General features: G+C 57.7%; 11 protein-coding genes and 3 pseudogenes. 10 read left to right on the top strand and 4 right to left on the bottom strand.

Annotated elements, in window-relative coordinates; genetic code table 11:
* Window positions 1-40: 40 nt before the first annotated feature.
* Complete coding sequence (locus EOD29_RS27600) at window positions 41-2,527, bottom strand: FAD-dependent oxidoreductase (protein ID WP_127248527.1); 2,487 nt, start codon at window positions 2,525-2,527, stop codon at window positions 41-43.
* Window positions 2,528-3,572: 1,045 nt separating this feature from the next.
* Here EOD29_RS27600 and EOD29_RS27595 point away from each other — a divergent pair.
* From EOD29_RS27595 to EOD29_RS27580, 4 genes are all read left to right on the top strand, one after another.
* The gene (locus EOD29_RS27595; RefSeq protein ID WP_127248526.1) at window positions 3,573-6,080 is read left to right on the top strand and encodes an FAD-dependent oxidoreductase; all 2,508 of its coding nucleotides are present in this window, start codon (window positions 3,573-3,575) and stop codon (window positions 6,078-6,080) included.
* A gap of 31 nt (window positions 6,081-6,111) precedes the next feature.
* Window positions 6,112-6,978 carry a formyltetrahydrofolate deformylase gene (gene purU / locus EOD29_RS27590; RefSeq protein WP_206520509.1) on the top strand — a complete coding sequence of 289 codons (867 nt, stop codon included), beginning with the start codon at window positions 6,112-6,114 and terminating at the stop codon, window positions 6,976-6,978.
* A gap of 704 nt (window positions 6,979-7,682) precedes the next feature.
* Window positions 7,683-9,161, top strand: coding sequence for an NAD-dependent succinate-semialdehyde dehydrogenase (locus EOD29_RS27585; protein ID WP_127248525.1), 1,479 nt, complete (start codon window positions 7,683-7,685; stop codon window positions 9,159-9,161).
* A 19-nt stretch (window positions 9,162-9,180) separates the two neighbouring features.
* A complete protein-coding gene (locus EOD29_RS27580) occupies window positions 9,181-10,584 on the top strand; it encodes an aspartate aminotransferase family protein (RefSeq protein ID WP_127248524.1) in 1,404 nt (467 codons plus the stop codon).
* Between the two features lie 424 nt (window positions 10,585-11,008).
* On the opposite strand, the pseudogene EOD29_RS38045 reads toward EOD29_RS27580, so the two are convergent.
* From EOD29_RS38045 to EOD29_RS27565, 3 genes and pseudogenes are all read right to left on the bottom strand, one after another.
* Window positions 11,009-11,213, bottom strand: a pseudogene (locus EOD29_RS38045) (ABC transporter permease subunit); the annotation flags it as partial.
* Window positions 11,214-11,363: 150 nt separating this feature from the next.
* Window positions 11,364-12,677 carry a serine hydrolase gene (locus tag EOD29_RS27570; RefSeq protein WP_127248523.1) on the bottom strand — a complete coding sequence of 438 codons (1,314 nt, stop codon included), beginning with the start codon at window positions 12,675-12,677 and terminating at the stop codon, window positions 11,364-11,366.
* A gap of 338 nt (window positions 12,678-13,015) precedes the next feature.
* Window positions 13,016-14,194 (bottom strand): Xaa-Pro peptidase family protein, encoded by a 1,179-nt coding sequence (locus EOD29_RS27565; RefSeq protein ID WP_127248522.1) that lies wholly within the window; start codon window positions 14,192-14,194, stop codon window positions 13,016-13,018.
* A 668-nt stretch (window positions 14,195-14,862) separates the two neighbouring features.
* On the opposite strand from EOD29_RS27565, the gene EOD29_RS27560 reads away from it, so the two are divergent.
* The 6 genes and pseudogenes from EOD29_RS27560 to EOD29_RS27530 all read left to right on the top strand — a co-directional run.
* Window positions 14,863-16,053, top strand: a complete 1,191-nt coding sequence (locus EOD29_RS27560) for an aminotransferase class V-fold PLP-dependent enzyme (protein ID WP_245475454.1) — start codon at window positions 14,863-14,865, stop codon at window positions 16,051-16,053.
* Window positions 16,041-17,228, top strand: a complete 1,188-nt coding sequence (locus EOD29_RS27555; RefSeq protein ID WP_245475453.1) for a M20 family metallopeptidase — start codon at window positions 16,041-16,043, stop codon at window positions 17,226-17,228. The genes EOD29_RS27560 and EOD29_RS27555 overlap by 13 nt, the downstream gene beginning before the upstream one ends.
* Window positions 17,229-17,330: 102 nt before the next feature.
* Window positions 17,331-18,122, top strand: a complete 792-nt coding sequence (locus tag EOD29_RS27550; protein ID WP_127248520.1) for an SDR family oxidoreductase — start codon at window positions 17,331-17,333, stop codon at window positions 18,120-18,122.
* 881 nt (window positions 18,123-19,003) lie between these two features.
* A pseudogene (locus EOD29_RS27540) lies at window positions 19,004-19,369 on the top strand (transposase); the annotation flags it as partial.
* Window positions 19,370-19,500: 131 nt separating this feature from the next.
* Window positions 19,501-19,617: pseudogene (locus tag EOD29_RS27535) on the top strand (helix-turn-helix domain-containing protein); the annotation flags it as partial.
* Between the two features lie 315 nt (window positions 19,618-19,932).
* A partial coding sequence (locus EOD29_RS27530; RefSeq protein WP_127248519.1) for an MmgE/PrpD family protein occupies window positions 19,933-20,973 on the top strand: 1,041 nt, incomplete at its 3' end.

Here is a 20,973-nt window from a genome sequence, read left to right as displayed (position 1 = left end):
TCGAAATGTTGATCCGGGTGGACGCCGCTCCACTGACAGCTCAAGCCCGCACCCGTTCGCTGCTCGGGTCATACATCGGCTTAAGCGAGACGTCCGCAGCAAAGCGCTCACCTGCGATCTCGATTTCGTAAGTGGAGGAAAGCAGCTCTTCTTCGCTTTGATTCTTGCAGGGTACATAGCCAAGGCCTATGGCTCCACCGAGCGTATGCCCGTAGTCAGCGGATGTGATTGTTCCTGCGACCCGACCGTCTCGGATGATCACCTCGTTGTGATACATCAATGGAGTGGGATCTTTGAGCCGAAACTGAACCAGCCGTTGCTCAAGGCCTTTCTCACGTTTTCTCACCACTGCATCCCGCCCGATAAATCCAGGCTTTGCCGTCTTTACGGCGAAGCCCAATCCCGCTTCAAGCACATGATCATCGGTGCCAATATCTTCCCCGATCCCCCGATATGCCTTCTCTATGCGGCAGGAGAGAATGGCATGCAGCCCACACAGCTTAAGTCCGACATCAGCGCCGGCCACCTCAATTGCTTCGAAGACATGCGCGGCTTGGTCAGTTGGGACGTAAATCTCCCAGCCCAATTCGCCAACATAAGTAATTCTATGCGCCCGCGCCAAGCCCATACCGATCTCAATTTCCTGGAAGGTCCCGAACGGATTGTTGTTATTGGAAAAATCATTCGGGCTTACTCTGCGAAGCAGCTCGCGCGAACTCGGCCCCATCACAGCCAGAACGCTTTCTGACGCCGACATATCGGTTATAACGACAAACTCGTCGCCTAAATGCCGCCGGAGCCAAGACAAATCGCGATGCAATGAGGAGGTCGGAACGACGAGCAGGAAAGCAGTCTCCGTGAGGCGACTGACGGTGAGGTCGCTCTCGATCCCGCCGCGCTCGTTCAGCATTTGCGTATAGACGATCCGGCTGACCGGCACGTCTACGTCGTTGGAGCAAACTTTCTGGAGGAAGCTGCAGGCGTCTCGTCCCTCCACGCGGATCTTTCCGAATGAGGTCAAGTCGAAAATCCCGACCCGTTCGCGCACCGCCACGTGCTCGTCGCGCTGGTTATCGAACCAGTTCTGGCGGTACCAGGAGTATCGGTACTCGCGCTCCTGGCCCGCCCTGGCAAACCAGTTGGCCCGCTCCCAGCCCGCCGACTCGCCGAACACTGCGCCCCGCACTTTGAGATGCTCGTAAATTGGCGAACGTCGAACACCACGCGAAGTTGTCTTCTGACGAGCGGGGAACTGGTCAGCGTAGGTTAGCCCCACTACCTCCGATACGCGCTCCTTCAAGTAGGAACGGTTCTTCTGAAAGGGCTGCATTCGGCGGATGTCCACACCCCACAGATCAAATGGCGGCTCGCCGTCATTCATCCACTGCGCCAGCGCTAAGCCCGCACCACCCGACGAGGCTATCCCTCCGGTGTTGTACCCACACGCTACCCAATAGCCCTTAAGTTCGGGAGCTTCTCCCAGATGGTACCTGTCGTCCGGTGTGAAGCTTTCTGGCCCATTGAAGAAGGTGCGGATACCGGCCGTGGCCAAGACCGGCACGCGCTTCAGAGCCTTCTCCATTATTGGTTCGAAATGCGCAAAGTCCTCAGGCAACTGATCAAAGCAGAAGGTTTCCGGGATGCCGTCCATTCCCCACGGCTTCGCCTTCAGTTCCACCGACCCAAAAAGAATCTTCCCTGCATCTTCTTTGTAATACGTCTGCTCGTCGCGAACACGAAGTACCGGCAGTCGGGTTAACCCTTCGATCGGTTCGGTGATCATGTAGAAATGTTCGCAGGCATGCAGTGGAACGGCAACGTTGTTTCTTGAGCCTAATTCCCGCGCCCACATCCCAGCGGAGTTTACGACGTTTTCTGTTTCAATTACCCCTCGCTCGCCGCCCCTTTCCCATGTCACGCTCGACACCCGTCCGTTCCTCGTCTGAACGCCAGTGACTTGCACGCCTTCAAATATGGCAGCGCCGCGCATACGTGCGCCTTTGGCGAGCGCCATCGTTACATTAGTTGGATCACACTGCCCATCATTAGGAAAATGGAGCGCGGCAGTAATGTCAGATACATCTACATAGGGGTGTAGTTCCTTGAGTTCGTCTATAGAGAGCTTTCGCGCCTCGGCGCCGACTGCGCCCGCGAGGGACAACTGCCTGTACAGCTCGTGCTTGCGCTGGTCGGTGAGTGCGATAGACAACGAGCCGACTCGGCGAAGGCCGGTTGCAATACCTGTTTCACCTTCCAGGCTTGAGTAAAGTTGCATCGAGTACTTGTACAGATTATTCCTAGAAGCGACAGGCGGCTCGCTTACCAAACCGGCTGCGTGCCAGGTTGTGCCACAAGTAAGTTTCTTGCGCTCTAGCAGAATGACGTCGGTCCATCCGAGCTTTGCTAAGTGATATGCGACAGAGCATCCCGACACCCCGCCCCCGATTACGACAGCTCGTGCTTTGGTGGGCGGCGACTTCTTTTCTGACAAATCAACGAACTCGCTAAGTTCTGGCGAAACGCTCATGAAGATTTAAGCTCCTGTTCTGTGTGTTTTCCCAACTTCCTGCCCCAGCGGCGGAAAGGGGCGCCCATCAGGAACAACCGCTTCTCAGCGAAACCGACGAGGGGAAACGATCAGGAGCGGCGCAAGGAGAATAGATAGCGGCTTGATGTTGGCGGCGCGCCGCCAACCGTTTTACAGATTGCGGTCCGGGCATTACGGCCTTCATTTGTCGTTCCAAAAAAGGGCTCATAAAGTCGCACTTTGCACCTCTATTTTCGTCAGACTTCAATCGTTGGGCCTCTTCCGTCAAACACCGTTTTTGTATTGCCGACATCTAGAAACGAGATGGCAGCAAGGATCTGGCCAATAGTTGGAACCTAGTCCGTTCAAGATCGGATGCAGGGTAACTAGGTCCGAAGGCTTTGTAGAAGCCCTGCTTTCCCAAAGAAAGGTTCCTGAGGGCCGTTGAAGCCCACCAAGGCTGCAAGAGCCAACTCTAGTCCCGCGTGGGCACCGCAATCCCTGGTGCAGCGACACGGTGTGCGCGATCTCTTCATACATCTGTACTTCCCGCGACGTGAACGTAAACGATTGGTATCCATTCCGGATTTTGCCTTGGTCGAGCAGCAGCAGCTTGGAACCGACAGCGGTCGTGGCCCAGACAGCACCGTATTGGCACGGCCGGTTTTAGAGAATGGCTTGTCACGCTACGTGCAAGACGCATATGCAGATCCATAGCCGTCGCGACGGCGACCGACAATTCGCTTCCGGTGACAGCGGGATCGCGTCGGCGAGTGCGAGCGCGGGGCGCGCGTTGTACGCGCTTGCGTGGCAGTCTAATGCAAAGCTCGTAGGTATTCTCAAAGTCGCCCTATCTGCCAGCCCACCGCGACCGCCGCCGGCCTTCGGCTTAAGGCAACCCTGCGTCCGACGGCAGGAGCGCGCAGAAATGCAGCTTTTTAAACCTGCAGATCATCGGAAATCGGACAACGTTTGACAGTAGCTTACTGTGGTAGTTAACCCGCCTTCCCGGCGCCTTCGCGACAAGGCTAGAATAGCGCTTCCCATGGCCAGCAAATTGCCTTCCCATGCCGAGTACGTCATCATCGGAGGTGGCATTATCGGCCTCTCGATAGCCTATCACCTGACACGTCTCGGCCACCGCGACGTTCTGCTTCTGGAACGCGATCAGTTGACATGCGGCACAACCTGGCATGCGGCGGGCCTCGTGACCCAACTCCGCGCCAATGAAACCATGGCGAGGCTCGCTCAATATTCCGCGGAGTTGTTCAGGGATCTTGAAAATCTGACCGGTCAAGCCACGGGTTTTCGTCAAACTGGCTCCATCACCGTCGCCGCGACCCGGGACCGGCTTGAAGAGTTGAAGCGCGGGTCCTCGATGGGCCGCTCGTTTGGCCTAGACGTGGAAATGATCAGCGCTGCGGAAGCGCAGCGCCGCGTTCCCTTGCTCGATGTCAGTGATGTCCTTGGAGCGGCGTGGATCGCTTCCGATGGGATGACCAACCCGATCGATACGGCCCGTGCTTTCGCAGCCGGGGCTCGACAGGGAGGAGCAACGATCCTTGAGCGGACCCCAGTGACACGCATCCTCGTCGAGAAAGGCCGCTTCGCCGGCGTGGAAACCAGTCAGGGAGCGGTCCGTGGCGAAAAGGCGGTCATCAGCACCGGTTTGTGGACGCGGAATGTGGCTGCGGACCTCAACTGGTCGGTACCGTTGCAGGCGGCCGAGCATTTCTATGTCGTGACGGAGGCCATTCCCGACCTGCCCCACGACCTGCCGACGATCCGCGATATGGACGCGCGTGTTTATGCAAAGGCCGACGCCGGCAAGCTGCTCGTCGGCTTCTTCGAGCCCAATGGCAAACCCTGGGGCATGAATGGCATACCCCACGATTTCAGTTTCGATTCGCTGCCCGAGGATTTCGACCACATCGAACCTTATCTCTCAGCGGCCATCGAGCGCATGCCGGTCCTGGCAAATGTCGGTCTGCAACTAAATTTCAACGGCCCTGAGAGCTTCACGCCGGACAACCGGTTCCACCTTGGGCCATCACCCGAAATTCAGGGTCTGTATGTCGCCTCTGGGTTCAATTCCTGCGGGATCGAGTCCTCGGGTGGCGCGGGCAAGGTCATGGCAGAATGGATGTCGACAGGTTCGCCAGCGGGCGACTGCTGGGAAATGGACGTCCGGCGCTCAATGCCCTTCCAGCGGAACAAGCGGTATCTGTACGACCGCACGGTGGAAGCGGTCGGTAACCTCTGGACGCTTCATTTGCCGCACAAGTCACCAAAGACGGCGCGCAATGTCCGCGTATCCCCCTTGCACGACCGCCTGTCCGCAGCCGGCGCTAATTTCGGTGAAAGTGCCGGTTGGGAACGCGTTCAATGGTTTGGTGCGCCCGGGTCGCCGAATGAAAACCATGCGACGTTCGGCCGGGACGAATGGTTCGAGCGAAGTGGCGCCGAGCACACGGCCACCCGCTCCGGCGTCACGCTGTTCGACCAAACGTCCTTCGCGCACCTTCTGGTGCAGGGGTCGGATGCCCTTGCGCTGCTCCAGTGCTTGTCCACGAACGACGTGAACGTAGCCGTTGGCCGTGTTGTCTATACGCCGTGGCTGAACGAGCGAGGCGGTATGGAGTCCGACGTCACGATCGCGCGCATCAATGACGAGGAATTTATTATCGTGACAGCGGCCGTCCAACGCACCCGCGATCTCGCCTGGCTGCGCTTGCACGCCAAGGGAGCCGGCCACGTCTCGGTTACCGACGTTTCATCCGGATATACGACCCTCTCCGTGATGGGTCCGCGATCGCGTGAGTTACTGGAGCGCGTCAGTCCTGCGGATTTTTCTAACGAGGCATTTCCCTTCGCAACGGCTCGTGAAATCGAGGTCGGGTATAGCCTGGCGCTCGCATTCCGGATGACCTTTGTCGGCGAGTTGGGCTGGGAACTTCACATCCCGACCGAACAAACACTAGGGGTCTACGACGCCCTGGTGGCCGCCGGTGCAGATCTCGGACTAGCCCACGCCGGATATGTCGCCCTCAACACGTTGCGCCTGGAAGCGGGCTACCGAGACTGGGGTTCGGATGTCGGCGACGAGGACACCCCGTTGGAATCGGGACTGGGGTTTACGGTTGCCTGGGATAAGCGCGAGGAATTCATCGGACGCGCGGCCCTGGAGGCTCAGCGCGGCAAGCCCTTACGCCGACGGCTGGTCCAGCTCGCTGCGCCCGATGCCAAGTCTTTGATGTTCGGCACCGAGCCTGTTTGGCGCAATGGAATACTCGTCGGCTACCTCCGCTCGGCCGGATTTGGCCACACCGTCGGCTGCGGAATCGGCATGGGGTATCTCAACTCGGACACTGGAGTGACGGCGGACTGGCTGTCAGCAGGGATGTTCGAGATCGAGATCGCCGGAGAGCGCTATCCTGCCATAGCTTCTCTGCGGCCATTCTTTGATGCCGGACGCAGCCGCGTGAAGGGCGAGTGGCACGACGCGCAGAAGTTGATCGCGCCGGAGCTCCTCAATGCCGGTGCACACCCCTAGCCGTCGCAATAAATCACTTGGAATTTCGGCAATGTCATCAGATCCGTCTATGGTTCTTTCGCTATCATGCGCGGACCAACCGGGCATCGTGTCCGCAGTTGCTGGCCTGCTTTACGCGGCAGGATGCAACATTCTGGAGGCGCAGCAATACAGCGACCCGGAATCGGGGCTGTTTTTCATGCGGGTAGTCTTCGCACGTCTCGGCGATGCAACCGTCGGCAAGGAACCGGCCGGTAAGATTGCGGAACTCGCCGAGCGTCTCGGGATGGCCTACACCCTGCGGCCATTGTCGCTACCCAAGCGAGTGATGTTGCTGGTCTCAAAGTTCGATCATTGCCTTGCCGACCTTCTCAATCGTTGGCGTATTGGTGAGTTGCCGATGGAACCGGTTGCGGTGGTCTCCAATCACGGCCAAGAACACCTTGCTTCCACTGTTCTGAAGGATTTGCCCTTCTTTCACCTTCCCGTCAGTCGGGACAACAAGGCGCAGCAGGAAGCGACACTTGTTCAGCTCATCGAGCACACCGACCCCGATCTCATTGTTCTCGCCCGTTACATGCAGATCCTGTCAGACGGTTTCGCGGCCAGGTTGGCTGGGCGGTGCATCAATATCCACCACTCATTCCTACCCGGCTTTAAGGGCGCCAAGCCCTATCATCAAGCGCATCTGCGAGGAGTAAAACTTATTGGCGCGACGGCCCACTACGTGACCTCGGACCTCGATGAAGGCCCGATTATCGAACAGGACGTAGAGCGTATATCCCACCAAGACACGCCAGGCGACCTCATCCGCAAGGGACGCGACATTGAACGACAGGTCTTAGCCCGCGCTGTTCGGCTTCACCTTGAGGACCGCGTTATCCTGAATGGGAACAAAACCGTCGTTTTCGCAGGCTGAAAAGGCGGAGGCTCTTAGCTCATTGTCCTGTGTTGCATGCCGCGCCCCCGAGATCCCCCGGACTAGTCTATTCAGCTTTGAGTCATTTTCCGGCGTTGGATTTGCCCTCATGGGCGGCGGAAGCGACGGTCGCTGGCGCGGGGCGTTTCGCATTGAGCAGGGCGCGACCGTACCGCATTAAAAGTTTGTCCGAACTCGTTCGGCGCTGCCATTCGCTCTGCGAGCGAGGCCGCGCGCTGTTCTGGTCGGCGCTCTCTATAGGGCCATCGACGCGCGGTCTGTGCGACCAAGATGAACACCGGGTCGTTCAGCAGTTCATCGCACGCGGCAGTGTCCCGGGCGGACGCTTGCCGGGCTTGCTGGCGCCTATGCATATTCGAGCGCCGCAAACGGCACGCAGACTGAGCAGGGATTGGAGAGCGCCTTCCTTCAGTTCGGCGGAATGCGGAAGTACTGCTAGACAATGCCTGGGCGCTTTTTAAGCACCATTAGGTGGCACCTGCGAGATACCGTTCAGCCCGCATTCGCGCCGCCTGTGCTGCCATTCTTCAAAAGCGACGCAGCAGTCGCGAGCAAGGCGGGATATGTTCGTCGGCACCTCAGTATTCGCAGAAAAAGGGCTTAGTAGCCCGCAACTGCGCTGCCAATCGACGATTTTACAGGGCTAATTTCGATGAAATAGAAGGCCCGATCCGGAGTTTTAGATGAACGGTTCTGCAACCGCTGCATTGGAGGGCCTCAAACGCCCGGACCTGCTGCAACAAGGCGCGTATGTGAATGGCGCTTGGCTCTGGAAGCCCGAAACCCTCGCGGTAGTCGATCCCGCTACTGGCGAAGAATTGGCTCAGGTGGCAGCCTGCGAAATGTCTGATGTAGATAATGCGGTTCATTTCGCGAGAAGCGCATTCCTGCGGTGGCGCGACTTGCTTCCTTCAGAACGGGGCGCATACCTCCGGAATTGGGCGACAGGATTGCGCGAAAACGCGGAAGATCTGGCCGTCATCATGACCGCCGAGCAAGGCAAACCCGTCACGGAGGCTCGCGGCGAAATCTCGTACGCCGCGGGCTTTCTGGACTGGTTTGCAGCGGAGGGCGAGCGAGCATACGGCGAAACCATCCCCAGCCATATAGTTGGAAGCCGGCTGGCCGTGCAGATGCAGCCGATCGGAGTGACCGTCGCTATCACACCATGGAACTTTCCATCGGCAATGATCACTAGAAAGGCTGGAGCGGCATTGGCCGCTGGCTGCACCATGATTGTAAAGCCCGCTCCAGAAACGCCCTTGTCGGCGCTCGCGCTTGCCCGTCTTGCCGAAGACGCAGGAATCCCCGCCGGCGTGTTTCAGGTGATAACCGGCGAAGCTCCGCCAATTGCCAGGCGACTGTTGGAACATACCGATGTGCGCGCGTTCTCATTTACAGGCTCGACCGAGGTCGGCCGGATACTCCTTGAGCAGTCCGCAAGGACCGTAAAGAAAGCTTCGCTCGAGCTGGGCGGCAATGCTCCATTCATTCTTTTCGACGACGTGCCGATGGAAGCTGCGGTCGCAGGCTGCATGGCAGCAAAGTTCGCTACATCCGGCCAGGACTGTTTGGCAGCAAACAGGATTTACGTTCAGCGGGGAGTCTATGACCGGTTCGTAGAAGAATTCGGCAAGGCCACCAGCAAACTGAAAGTCGGACACGGATTGGAGCTCGACGTCGACATCGGTCCAATGACCAAGGCGTCTGGTGCCGAAAAATGCAGGCGGCAGATCTCCGAGGCTCTTTCAGCAGGGGCTCGAATGATAGTCGGCGCACAGGATACCGCTCTTGGCGGGAACTTCGTGATGCCGACAGTGCTCGCCGATGTGACCGACGACATGCGGGTTGCAAAAGAAGAGACGTTCGGGCCTGTGGCTGCAATTCTGCCCTTCGAAGACGAAGCGGAGGTGCTCGCGCGCGCGAACAACTCGGAGATGGGTCTTGCGGCATATGTTTACACCCGAGATCTTAACCGTGCGATGAGGCTCACCGACCGGCTTGAATACGGCATGGTGGCGGTTAACACCCCAAAATTTACGGGAGCGCCCATCCCTTTCGGCGGATGGAAACAGTCCGGACTCGGCCGGGAAGGCTCCAAACACGGCATTACCGAGTATCTGGAACCAAAATACACCTGCTTCGGAAATCTTGCAGCATAAAAGATAAAAGGATGCATTGATGACTATAAACATCAAAGAAATAAGCAAGAAGGACAGGAACTCTGTCCTGCATCCTTTCACCCAGCTCAAGGATTTCGTAAGCGGCAAGCTTGGTGATCCAACGATCATCGAAACGGGCAAAGGAATCCGCATCCAAGATGCGCAGGGGAACCAGTTCATCGATGGCTTCGCTGGTCTTTATTGCGTTAATGTTGGCTACGGCCGTGCTGAAGTCGCAGAGGCGATCTCCCGTCAGGCCTTTCGCCTAGCTTATTACCATTCCTATGCGGCACACACGACCGATGAACTTGCGATTCTCTCTGATCGCCTCGTCAAGATGGCACCTGGGAAGATGAGCAAGGTGTTCTACGGCATGTCCGGCTCGGACGCCAACGAGACCCAGGCCAAGCTTGTTTGGTACTACAACAATCTGCGTGGCAAGCCGAAGAAGAAGAAGATCATCTCGCGTGAACGCGGCTATCACGGGTGCAGCGTCGTGTCCGGCTCGATGACGGGCATGAGCTTCTATCACGACCACATGGACCTGCCGCTCCCACAGATCGTTCACACCGGTGTTCCACATCACTACTGGGGCGCACACCCGGGCGAGACCGAACGCGAATTCTCCGCTCGCCGCGCCGCCGGGCTTGATCAGCTGATCGAGCGGCTCGGCCCAGACAACGTCGGCGCCTTCATTGGCGAGCCCGTCCTCGGCACAGGCGGCATCACGCCTCCGCCGGAAGGTTACTGGGAAGCGATCCAGGCGGTCCTAAAAAAACATGATGTGCTGCTCATTGCCGATGAAGTCATCACAGGGTTCGGCCGCACCGGTTCCATGTTCGGCTCACAGCACTATGGCATCGAGCCAGACCTCATCACGATCGCTAAAGGTTTAACGTCGGCCTACTTCCCGCTTTCAGCGGCAATCGTTGGGGAGAAGGTGTATAAAGTCATGGAGGATGGGGCCGACAAGGTCGGCGCATTCTCGCACGGCTACACCTACTCTGGTCATCCGATCGGCGCCGCCGCGGCCAACGCGGTCCTCGACATTGTCGAGAAAGAAGACCTCCCCGGCAATGCGCGTGACGTCGGCGCGTTTTTCCAGGCGCAGCTGCAGGAGAAGTTCGCGCAGTTGCCGATCGTCGGTGAAGTGCGCGGCGTCGGTCTTATGGGTGCAATCGAGTTTGTCGCCGATCGGCACAAACGCAAACGTTTTGATCCGACGCTCAAGGTTGGTGCCAGAATTTCGAAGGCTGCCCGTGACCGTGGTCTTATCGCTCGTGCCATGCCGCACGGGGACATTTTGGGCTTTGCTCCGCCGCTGATAGCAACCAAGGCAGAAGTCGAAGAGATCGCTGCAATCGCCGAAAGCGCAGTGCGCTCGGTGATGGACGAACTCGTCCGGGATGGCCACATCCTCTGAAACACGCTTCGACGTCTCCTGCACCATCAATGCGAGGCCGGCCGCTCCAGCACGTCCAGGATCCGGCCGAGCGCACAGGTGTCGATACTCTCGATCCGCAGCCGACGGACGCCGCCAAGCTCGATTTTCCATGCTGCTCTTCTTGCGCGGTCGAAAGATCGGCGGTGGCTCTGCCTTGACGACCTCCAGGGTAGCAAGCTGCGGCACGGACGACACGGAGATCTGGCATCGCTCCTTGCGACAGGAAAAGCTGGCTCACATGAAGGCTCGCCGATCGCGCGATCTCCGAAACATTGGTCCCAGCCTCGAACGTCGCCGCGACCAGCCGCTCAACCTGATGCTTCGTCACAGGGCTACTCTTAGTACTTGCACTGAGGTTGCAGCCTTCAGCCTGCTCAGCAAGGCGGCCGTCCGTGAGGATACGAAAGGACGGGGCAGACAGGAAGAGCACGGCGAAGATGAAGCGCAGGCCGAGTTCGGAGACTAGCGGCGACAGACATTCCGCAGAACCTCGCAGAAGATGATCCAGCCGCGGCCTTCGCCCCGCATTTTGGCCGCCTCGACAAAGTCCATCGCGTTGATGTCGGCGGGACGGCGCGTGACAACCGGTTGACCGCGCTGGTCTGGAGTTCGGCAGCAACACTGGCTAACACAACCAATCCAGGCCGTGCTAGATCAAGATCGCTAAAATCCGCTTACCTTCGTGCGTAACCTGACCCTGCCCCTCCCGCGGTGTTGCATCGCCGAACCGCTGCGGTCTGGCACCGGTCACACAAATCTTAACTTTCCAGTGCATCTCGGATGGCGCGAATCGCCCCGAACGCGTCAAACGGAAGGGCTTTCGGGGACTGGTAAACTTGGTCAGGCCACTGTGCCCGCTTCACCGGTGATTGGCCAGGCTGGTGTGAGAGCTTCACCGCTGCGAAGTCCGCCCGCGGATCAATATAGATCACCTGGCCACCATATCCCCACGCGATGTAGGCGCCTCTCTCTTGGTCTTCGATCCAGAAAGTATTGTGATAAGCGCCATTGGGCAGGTCTGAACTGGCATCGGCATAAGAACCGTTCGGCGCGAACAAGTCGAATAGAAGAGGCTTAGGGCGTCTTATCGCCTCGATCCATTCAGATGGAACGATCTGCCTGCCGTTGAGCCTGCCGCCGCGCAGATGCAGCAGCGCGAAGCGCGCGAAATCACGGAGTGTGGCTTGAAATCCACCGGACGACATCGAAAAACGAGATTTGTCTACGATTTGGCAGGCGTCTTCCTCCGCCCCCATCGGACTCCATAATTCGCTGCTATACAGCTCCGGGAGAAACTTGCCTGATACGCGCTGCATGATTAGCCCTAGCACGTCGATGTTGGGGTCAAAGTACTTGAACCGCGCGCCGTGCGGCGCCTCCTGCTCGGTTATCCGCAGAATGGCCTGCCATATATCGGCAGGAGCGTCAGGATGTCCCTCCGGGGGGCCGAAGTATCCTGTTGCTACAACGTAATTAAAGTAATCGTTGTTTGGCACGTACCACAATCCCTTGAGAGTGGCGCCCGCAGTCATGTCCAGCAAGTGCTGCACCGTGGCGCCGCGATAGGCGGTCGCCTGCAGTTCCGGCAGATACCGTGTTACCAGACTTTCAGGGTCGATAAGCCCACGGTGCACCAGAATCCCGAACACCGTCCCTGTGATGGACTTGGAACCCGATCTGGCGATGTGCTGAGAATGCGGTTCCATGCCATTCATGTATTTTTCGAACACGATCTCGCCCTGGTGCAAAACCAGAAACCCGTCAGTATAGTCCCTCTCGAGGTATTCGCGGATCGTGGCGCGTTGGCCGTCGCTGGACGCAACTTCGATATCACCGATATCCTCCCTGATCCGGCTTGGAAGCGGCAGGACCGGTCCTGGCCCGCGCCAAACCCGGGCGGTTCGCGTAGCTTCGCTTACGTGCGAGTATGTCCATTTGCTATAAGGCCAAAAAGACCACTCGTCGGGTGGGATCATAGGCGCACCCAGCGTCGCATCGGGCCGCCATAACTCGGGATTGGTCAGCGAGGCGCCGGCAACGCGGCGGTTGATATCTTCGAATTCCTGAGACATCGGAATGTTCCTTTGACTTCGGCCAATGCCATCACGACCTGGCGGCAGATCGCTAACTCTCTGAATTTCAGCCCTCACCAGGCCTATACTGATCAAGGCGACACCGCCCGTGAAGAAGGTTTCACTTGGGCGATGGAGAACGGACCGACATAATCACTTATCGGGATCACGCGCATGTTCGCCAGCTGCTGCTGTGTTGGACGAAGCGACGTTTGGAGGTGCGTTAACATTGCGCGTCTACTGGCCTGGCAGCGAACCGGGCCGCAATCGAAACACACCGATGTTGTTCTCGACTGGCCCGGCCTGGTATCATGAAGGTCAGAAGTCTGCGTCTGGTTTTAGCGGACGTAAAGCTGACGTTTGTAGTTCGTCAAAATCTCGCAGCCAGTTTCGGTCACGCGAACAGTCTCGCTGGTGCCGACGTCCGCAAAGCCGAAAGACTTGACCATCGAGGGGATATGGAAGACCATATTGGGCTTGAGGGTCCGCGTTTCCCCTCGCTTAAACGACAGGATGTGCCCTTCGCCCCAATCCGGCGGGTAGCTGATGCCGATGGAATACCCCGTACGCTTGAAGCGGCCTTCATAGCCTCCATCGTTGACGGTCTGCGACCAGATACTCCACACCTCACCGAGGGGGCGATCAGGACGTATGCCGTCGAGCATGTTTTCCAGCGCCCTTCGTGACACGTCCTCCATTTTCTCGAGTTCACGGTTGGATGGACTGACCACGGAAGCCCGCATGATCGCGGCGCTATAGCGTCGAACAGTGCCGGACAGTTCGAGGAAGACAGGATCACCCGGCTGAATCTGCCGGCCCGACCACGTGCCATGCGCATAGCTCGTGCGCACGCCCGAAGTCACAAACGGCGGGTAGCCGGGGTATTCACTTCCCTTGAGCGTGACCACGCGCTGGATTTCGGCGGCGATTTCATTCTCGTTCACGCCGGCCCTTATCTGGTTGATGCCCGCTTCGATGCCGGCCTCGGCAATCCGCGCTGCCTGCCGGATATAGTCTATTTCGGCATCGGATTTGACGACGCGGACCGCCTCGACAATCATCGAGCCATCTTCGAAACGGACGTCAGGGAGAAGGGTCTTGAGCCCTTCGTAATCGGCGATCGAGAAGAACCAAGACTTTTCCTCGAACCCTACCTTCGCCTTGGCAAAACCCAGGTTACGCAGCGTTTCCGCGAGCAGCTCGAGCGGGGCCTCGTGGTCCATGTAGCTGGTACTGTTATCTATCCACGAATAGGCCCGGACATTCACCTCTTCAATGCCACGGGTGATATGGAGGGGCTCCCCTTGCAGCGGGATAAGCAGATACTGGGCGGAGGCATAACCGAGCGTGTTGTAACCGCTTAGGTAAAGCATGTTCTCGGGGATGGTCACCACGAGGATGTCCAGATCCCGCGCTGCAATGCCTTCGCGGACCGCCTTGAGCCTTCTTTGATACTCCTGGATAGTAAAAGCCAGGTCTTTTTCTACCTTTATGGTGTCTATGCCGGAAACTTTCATAGGAGCCCTTCGAAACAAGGAGGCGCGCCACGCGCTGGACGGCGTATTGTAGCATCTGATCTGCGCACAACGTTGCCGTCGTTTCCGAGTTTGCGCAGGAAACCTGCGTTGAGTTGGCCTTGATTGCTCAAAAGCCTCCGCCCTCGTCGACATTGCTGTTGCATCGGCAGCCACCCCCAACAACAAATGTCTAAAAAACGGCGGCGGGTCGGGCGAAATCTGCGCGAATGTTGTGCCCGCGTCGGGAGCCTGGACCCTCGCCGGCTTAGATCACTTCACTTCCGGCAGCCTCGGCGCGCGGGTGCGGGCCGTCGGAGTGTTCTGCCAGCTGAGATGGCAAGCTTGTGATCGGCTAAGAATGCGACTGCCGTCACCGCTGACGTCGAGTTCACTGTCTCGAGGCGCTGGCGGCACGGGCCTCCCGATGCAAAGTGCCTGCGCGCACGATTGGCTGCTCCCTCCCGGCTCGAAAGTCTGCATGCAATTCGCATCTATGCAGAAAATCCTCAACATGGGCGAGAAATAGGGGGAATTTCCCACCTTCTGACGGATATGATCAGTCCTGCAGAGACGAAGCTAGTTCCCCGCTGCCGCCAGCCGCGTTCGCGCTTGGAGTCTGTCCGCGGCGTTTGGACCAAGGTAAACCGCAATTGACGAGCACCATGACTATGAACGGCAGTAAGCTTCCATTAAACAGCATCCGTGACGATTTTCCAGCGACGCAAGACTTAATTTACATGGATGTTTCTAATCAAGGATTGATATCTCGAACCACAAGAGGGTCGTTCGAGGATCATCTGAATAACAGATTGCACGGGATAAACGATGAGCTTAGCCAGTTGGCGGACATCGAGAAGACACGCGCCAGATTTGCTCGATTTGTTGGTGCAGATAAAGATGAAATTGCTATCACAAAGAACGCGTCAGAGGGGATCAACATAATCGCCAACGCGATTGACTGGCGAGCCGGCGACAGCGTTGTCTTATGCCCTCAACTTGAGCATGCAAACAACATCCTGCCATGGCTCCAAGTGAAAGCTCTACATAATGTTGATCTCAAATTAGTGGAGCCGGATAAAGGTGCGATTCCCGTAGATGCGATTGTCAATGCGCTTGATTCCAGGACTCGCGTTGTGACGCTTTCAACCGCAACGATGGTTCCTGGCTTTCGGACAGTCACGCAACCTGTCGCGGAGGCGTGCAGGCGTCATGGCGCCTTCCTCTTGGCGGATGGGACTCAGTCGGTCGGAATACTCCATACCGATGTCAACCGGTTGGGAGTAGATGGTTTGGCCGTCTCGACTGTGAAGGGATTGATGGGCCTCTACGGATCGGGATTTCTCTACTGCCGCCGGGAGTGGGCAGATCAGCTAAAGCCAGCCTACCTCGCTCGCTTTAGCGTCGATCTCGGGAACGCACCAGAATCGGCTCCCATTCTCAACGCCGCCAAGTTGCGGGCTGGGGCGCCTCGTTTTGACATCGGGCATTACAATTTCCCAGGCATGATTGCCGCCCACGCATCCTTAGGGCAACTGCTGGAGATCGGAACAGAAGCGATCGACAAGCACGTGACATCTTTGGCAACTCGACTGGCTTCAGGACTGCTACAAGCCGGACTGCCTGTCTGTGGCGGGCCTCCTGGCGAGCACACTGGGAGTATTGTGGCGGTGGGCGACATGGCTGCACTCGGCGGAGCGCAAGAAGTAGCCGCCTACATACCGTCGCTGCACAGCTATCTTGCGGAAAACAAGGTCGTTGCATCAACGCGACGAGGACTCCTTCGGTTCTCGCTCCATCTTTACAACAGCGAGGAGGAAGTCGACCAAGTTGTCGATATAGTCAAAAAATGGTCGAAGTAGCTGCGCCAGATCACAAGCGGATAGGAGAATTTATGTCATCGCCAAGCGCAGATACCGTGGCGCTTCTTCAAGACCTTGTCAAAATTGAAAGCGTAAACCCTTCGCTTTCACCCAGGGGCAGCGGAGAACAGCGGGTCGTCGAATATCTTGAAAGGTTTTGCCGGGACCGAAACCTGCCTTATGAACTCCAGCACGTTGTCGACGGCCGCTCGAATTTCTTGACCTGGATCTCAGGCAAAGACCCTAGTCGGCGCCTCCTTTTTGTGGCCCATATGGACACGGTGCCCACTGATAATTGGGCTTCCGATCCATTTTCTCCCGAATTGAAGGATAATCGACTCTACGGTAGGGGAAGTTGCGACACAAAGGGTTCCCTCTCTGCAATGATGATCGCCCTGAGTACCTTAGGGGACCGTCAGCCGAATGCCACAATTGTCGTTGCCGCCAGCATTGATGAAGAGTACCGTAAGATCGGCGCTCGCGCCATCGCTCTCTCCGGCAAGTCGTATGATGCCGCGGTTGTTGGTGAACCAACCGAGCTTGAGCTTGTAGTCGCCCACAAAGGGTCGGTCCGCTGGCAAATAGAGGTTCAGGGTGTCCCTGCTCACACTTCGAAGCCGCATCTCGGAGTCAATGCAATCTCAGGCATGGCAAAGGTCATATTGGCGCTCAACGAACACGGAGAGAATCTCGCTTCCCGCACCCAGCCTTTGGTCAGTCCTCCAACTTTGACGGTAAGTCTTATCGAGGGTGGCCTGGAATTGACGACGGTTCCTCCATCGTGCCGCATCTGGGTGGATCGACGTCTCGTTCCAGGAGAGCGACCGGAGCAGGCGTTGGCAGAAGTGGAGAACATACTGCAAGGTTTGCGGGATCGCGAAGACATCAAGGTCCGATCATTACTGCCCGCGCTTGAAGATCCTGCTCCGGACAGTGCCGAGTCGAGCAAGATAGCTTCCGTGGCAGCGCAGGCGTGTGCCGAAGTTGCCGGGACGGGCAAGTACATTGGAGTGCCGTACGGCACGGATGCTAGTCAGCTATCATTGGCCGGCATCCCATGCATCGTGCTCGGGCCAGGAAGCATTGATCGCGCTCACACGAATAATGAGTTCATTGAATTGGATCAACTTGAAAGGTCCGTTGAAATATATAGACGCATAATGCTAAGTTACTAGCTTTGGAACCGCAGGTCGAGATTAGCAACGATACTTGGCGACGGGTAGTGACGAGGCCCATGGTCCGGATCTACCACTCTCAATCGGGAAGAGATCATCGCTATGAATGATCATGGTCGAAAAGTTCTAGTAATGGCCAGTAGCAAGGGTCTTGGCTTGGCCATCGCCAAACGACTAGCTAAAAACCGCTCGGAAGTTGTTATTTGTGGTCGTAACAAGGCGTCATTAGACAGAGCTGTAGGTGATCTACAGAAAATTGAGGGATGCGCAGGCGCTCATGGTATAATTGCAGACTTAGCTCGGCGAGCCGATGTCGACATGTTGTTGCAACGCACTTTGGTACTCCTCGGGAGCATTGACTGCCTCGTCGTAAATTCTGGTCATATGCCGTACGGAACTCTCGAAGACCTAGACGACGATGATTGGGATCATTCCTATGAGACGCTTCTCATGAGTGCAGTGAGAGTGTCGCGAGCGGCGGCCGCTGCAATGAGAGCGTCAGGTCGTGGGGGTGATATCGTCTATGTCTCCTCGGCAGGCGTGCACGAGGTGACAGGTCACCTACTACTATCGAACGTCATGCGTGCCGGAATAGCAGTATTAGCTAAGCACCTCGCAGACACACTCTCGGGAAGTGGCGTTCGCGTGAACGTTGTCGCGCCTGGTTATTTTGACACAGGCAGAGTTCACAAAAGAATTGAGGCGTTGATGGTCGACGAAGGCCTCAATCGAGATGCCGCTATCGAACGTGTGGCCAATACCAATCCCCTGGGGCGGATTGGAACTGCCGACGAACTCGCGGAGCTAGTTGGATTTATTGTCGGTGACCGAGCAAGGTACATCAATGGCACGACAATAGTGATTGATGGAGGCGGCAGCCGCCTCGTAATGTAAGCTGTAGGTGCACCTTGGTGCATCCGTCGCCGTAGCCGACGTCAGCGCACAAGCCAGCCGAAAGAAGGCGAATTATTCGCTGCCCAATGCCCGTCTTGAGCTGTGCCGCCGTAATATGGCTGGCTGCTTTGAGAGCTTGGATTTGAACGGGACGGCAAGATGGACCGACAGCGGCGAGAATCCGGCCGGACATCAGACTCGCAGACACTCACTCTACGGTAAACGGAAGCCGGGGTCACGGCGGGCTGTATGTCTGACGTTGCGAGCCGATGGCTCGGTACGCCCCCCGGCGAGTGCTGCCTTGCGCTAGCATGGCGCGGTAGCGAAGCTGCGCTCTTAAGGTCGTCCTGACGAGCACAGTAAGCAGCACAGCATGAGCCATGTGACGTTATTGACCGGGGCTGAGCGTCGTCGTCGTTGGCGTGAAGAGGATCAGCACCGGATACTGGCCGCGGCATTCGTGCCCCCGGGCCAGAGTGGCGGCGGTGGCGCGTCAGTACAATGTCGCGACCAGCTGGTCTATAAGTGGCGCCGCACGCTGAGAGCCCGCGAGACAAGGCTTCGCCGAAGTTGTCGTGGTTCCCGATGAGCCTGTCGCCGCTTCGGTGCCGGCGGCGCCCCTGCGGTGATCGAGCTGCAGATCGCCAGCAAGGTGCGGCGGTGCGGCTGCGGATTCCGCTGACCACGCCGCCGACACTGGCGGCGGCGATGGTGAAGGCGCTGGGCGTTTCATGATCCCGGTCCCGAGCCAGGTGCGGATCTGGTTGGCGGTCGGCCGGGCCGATATGCGTCGCGGGATGGCTCGGCATGTCGCTGTATGCAAAACGGATGGAGAAGGGCCGGTTTCTATGCTGCAAGGCTCGCTCTGCAGGTTCAGGAGACGATTATGGATCTATGTGCGCGATGACCGACCGTTCGGCGGCGCCGATCCGCCGGCAGTGGTGTTCTACTATTCCCGCGATCGCCGAGGCGAACATCCCGCGGTGCATCTCGCCGGCTGGAGCGGCATTCTGCAGGCCGATGCCTTTGGTGGTTACGGCGATCTCTATGCGACGGGTCGTCAGCCGGCGCCTGTTCTGGAAACCAGCTGCTGGGCCCACAGCCGGCGCAAAGTGTTCGAGCTGGCCGATATCGAAGCGGCGGCGCGCAAGAAGGCGCACGGCGAGAAGCCCAACCTGGTCTATCCGCTCGCGGTTGAAGCCGTGAAGCGCATCGATGCCCTGTTCGATATCGAGCGCGCGATCAACGTGTCGGGCAAAATGAGGAATTGACCCCCGAACGAAACGAAGAACTGACCCCTCTCTTTTGAGAGGAAGAATCGATGACGAGAGAGGTTTCATCGCAACTTGCATTGTCTGGAACGATGCGGGTTGAGGAAATGCGATCGGGGGAAGAAGTTTTGGCCATGGTAGGCCTTCACGAACGAGGCTGGGGAGCGAAACGAATTGCGCAGGAGTTTGAATGCGCGCGCAACACGGTTCGCCGATATCTTCGTGAAGGTAACATTGTTGCGTATCGCCAGCCCGTGCGTCGGACCTGCGCTCGGTAGAAGTTCGGGTTCGACAATGGCGGCGCGAGTGTCACGTGAGTATTCCAAAAAATCTCAACATCACGACGCGGATAGCCCGAAGAAACAAATTGCGTTCAGATTATTCGCGCGGCGGCTACAGAGAGCGGAAAACATGCATTTCGCTCCCGCGAAAGCCGGGGGACGAGCTATCGAATGCGGTATCAAACAAGCTGGCAAGGCAGGTAAGGCTGTGTTCAAAGGTTCCCCGAGCAGCGCGACCATTCAACTGGAGGTTCGGTGATGGATTTGACGACGCAAATTATCAAGCATGTTCTCGATTCCCGTTTTGAGACAGTCCCCAAGAAGGCTATTGAACGGGCGAAACTCTCTATTTTGGACACGCTTGCGAGCGCCATTGGCGGATCGAGCGACCCGATTGCGCACTTCGCTCGTCACCTGGGCGCATTGTCCGGCGGCAAACCTGAATGCACTGTTTGGGTTTCCGGGGAAAAGCTCCCCGCCTGCTTGGCGACCCTTGTCAACGCCACGACAGCCAGGGCCCTGGATTTTGATGAGACCTACGAGCTTTGTATTAATGGCTGCCACGCAAGCGCGTATGACGTGCCGCCGGCGCTGGCACTGGCGGAACGCGATCCCTCTATCACCGGGCGCGAATTGCTGTCCGCCCTCGCAACGGCTATCGATCTGCACGTGCGTCTCGCGCGAAGCGTTACCGCCAATTCTATAAACACGGGCCGCGACAATATGGTCGCTGTCTGGGGCGCGACCGCGGTCAGCACAAAGTTGCTACGGCTCGACGAAGAGAAAACCCGAAATGCGTTCGGTATCGCCTACGCCCACGCCGCCGGCGAATTCCAGATGTATGAAGAAGGTACCCACACTGTCTCGTTGCAGCAGGGATTGCGGGCCCGCTCCGGGCTTGAGTCGGCGCTTTCAGCCATGGTGAGCTTCAACGGTCCGCGGGAGCCGTTCTTTGGTAAGTATGGCTTCTACAAAGCTTTCGAAACTAACTACGACCTCGGTTTGCTTATGGGGAAACTAGGTGATGACTATGTGAACGCTTCGATTAGCTTTAAACCCTGGCCCTCCTGCAAGTGTACGCATCCGGGGATCGACGGGCTGCTGCAATTGCGCGAGAAGCACAATTTCGCGGGCGAGGATATTGTTTCAATTGAGCTCGGATTGAACCATCTCGCTGAGAGCCTTGTGGTTCAGCCGCGCGACCAAAAGTGGAACCCAAAGAACCCGGTCGTCGCGCGCTTCAGCCTGCCTTACGTCATCTCTGTCGCGGCGCAACACGGCAGAGTAGCAATCAGCGAT

It is taken from the genome of Mesorhizobium sp. M1A.T.Ca.IN.004.03.1.1 (assembly GCF_003997555.1).
GTDB lineage: Bacteria > Pseudomonadota > Alphaproteobacteria > Rhizobiales > Rhizobiaceae > Mesorhizobium.
Note: the sequence above shows the minus strand (reverse complement) of the source record. Positions and strands in the feature narration are given on the sequence as shown.

What these genes read in the sequence shown, in the direction of transcription:
- EOD29_RS27580 (WP_127248524.1), top strand. Translation starts at nt 9,181, where the DNA reads ATGACTATAAACATCAAAGAAATAAGCAAGAAGGACAGGAACTCTGTC.
- EOD29_RS27555 (WP_245475453.1), top strand. Translation starts at nt 16,041, where the DNA reads ATGGTCGAAGTAGCTGCGCCAGATCACAAGCGGATAGGAGAATTTATG.
- EOD29_RS27560 (WP_245475454.1), top strand. Translation starts at nt 14,863, where the DNA reads ATGAACGGCAGTAAGCTTCCATTAAACAGCATCCGTGACGATTTTCCA.
- EOD29_RS27600 (WP_127248527.1), bottom strand. Translation starts at nt 2,527, where the DNA reads ATGAGCGTTTCGCCAGAACTTAGCGAGTTCGTTGATTTGTCAGAAAAG.
- purU (WP_206520509.1), top strand. Translation starts at nt 6,112, where the DNA reads ATGTCATCAGATCCGTCTATGGTTCTTTCGCTATCATGCGCGGACCAA.
- EOD29_RS27585 (WP_127248525.1), top strand. Translation starts at nt 7,683, where the DNA reads ATGAACGGTTCTGCAACCGCTGCATTGGAGGGCCTCAAACGCCCGGAC.
- EOD29_RS27550 (WP_127248520.1), top strand. Translation starts at nt 17,331, where the DNA reads ATGAATGATCATGGTCGAAAAGTTCTAGTAATGGCCAGTAGCAAGGGT.
- EOD29_RS27570 (WP_127248523.1), bottom strand. Translation starts at nt 12,677, where the DNA reads ATGTCTCAGGAATTCGAAGATATCAACCGCCGCGTTGCCGGCGCCTCG.
- EOD29_RS27595 (WP_127248526.1), top strand. Translation starts at nt 3,573, where the DNA reads ATGGCCAGCAAATTGCCTTCCCATGCCGAGTACGTCATCATCGGAGGT.
- EOD29_RS27565 (WP_127248522.1), bottom strand. Translation starts at nt 14,194, where the DNA reads ATGAAAGTTTCCGGCATAGACACCATAAAGGTAGAAAAAGACCTGGCT.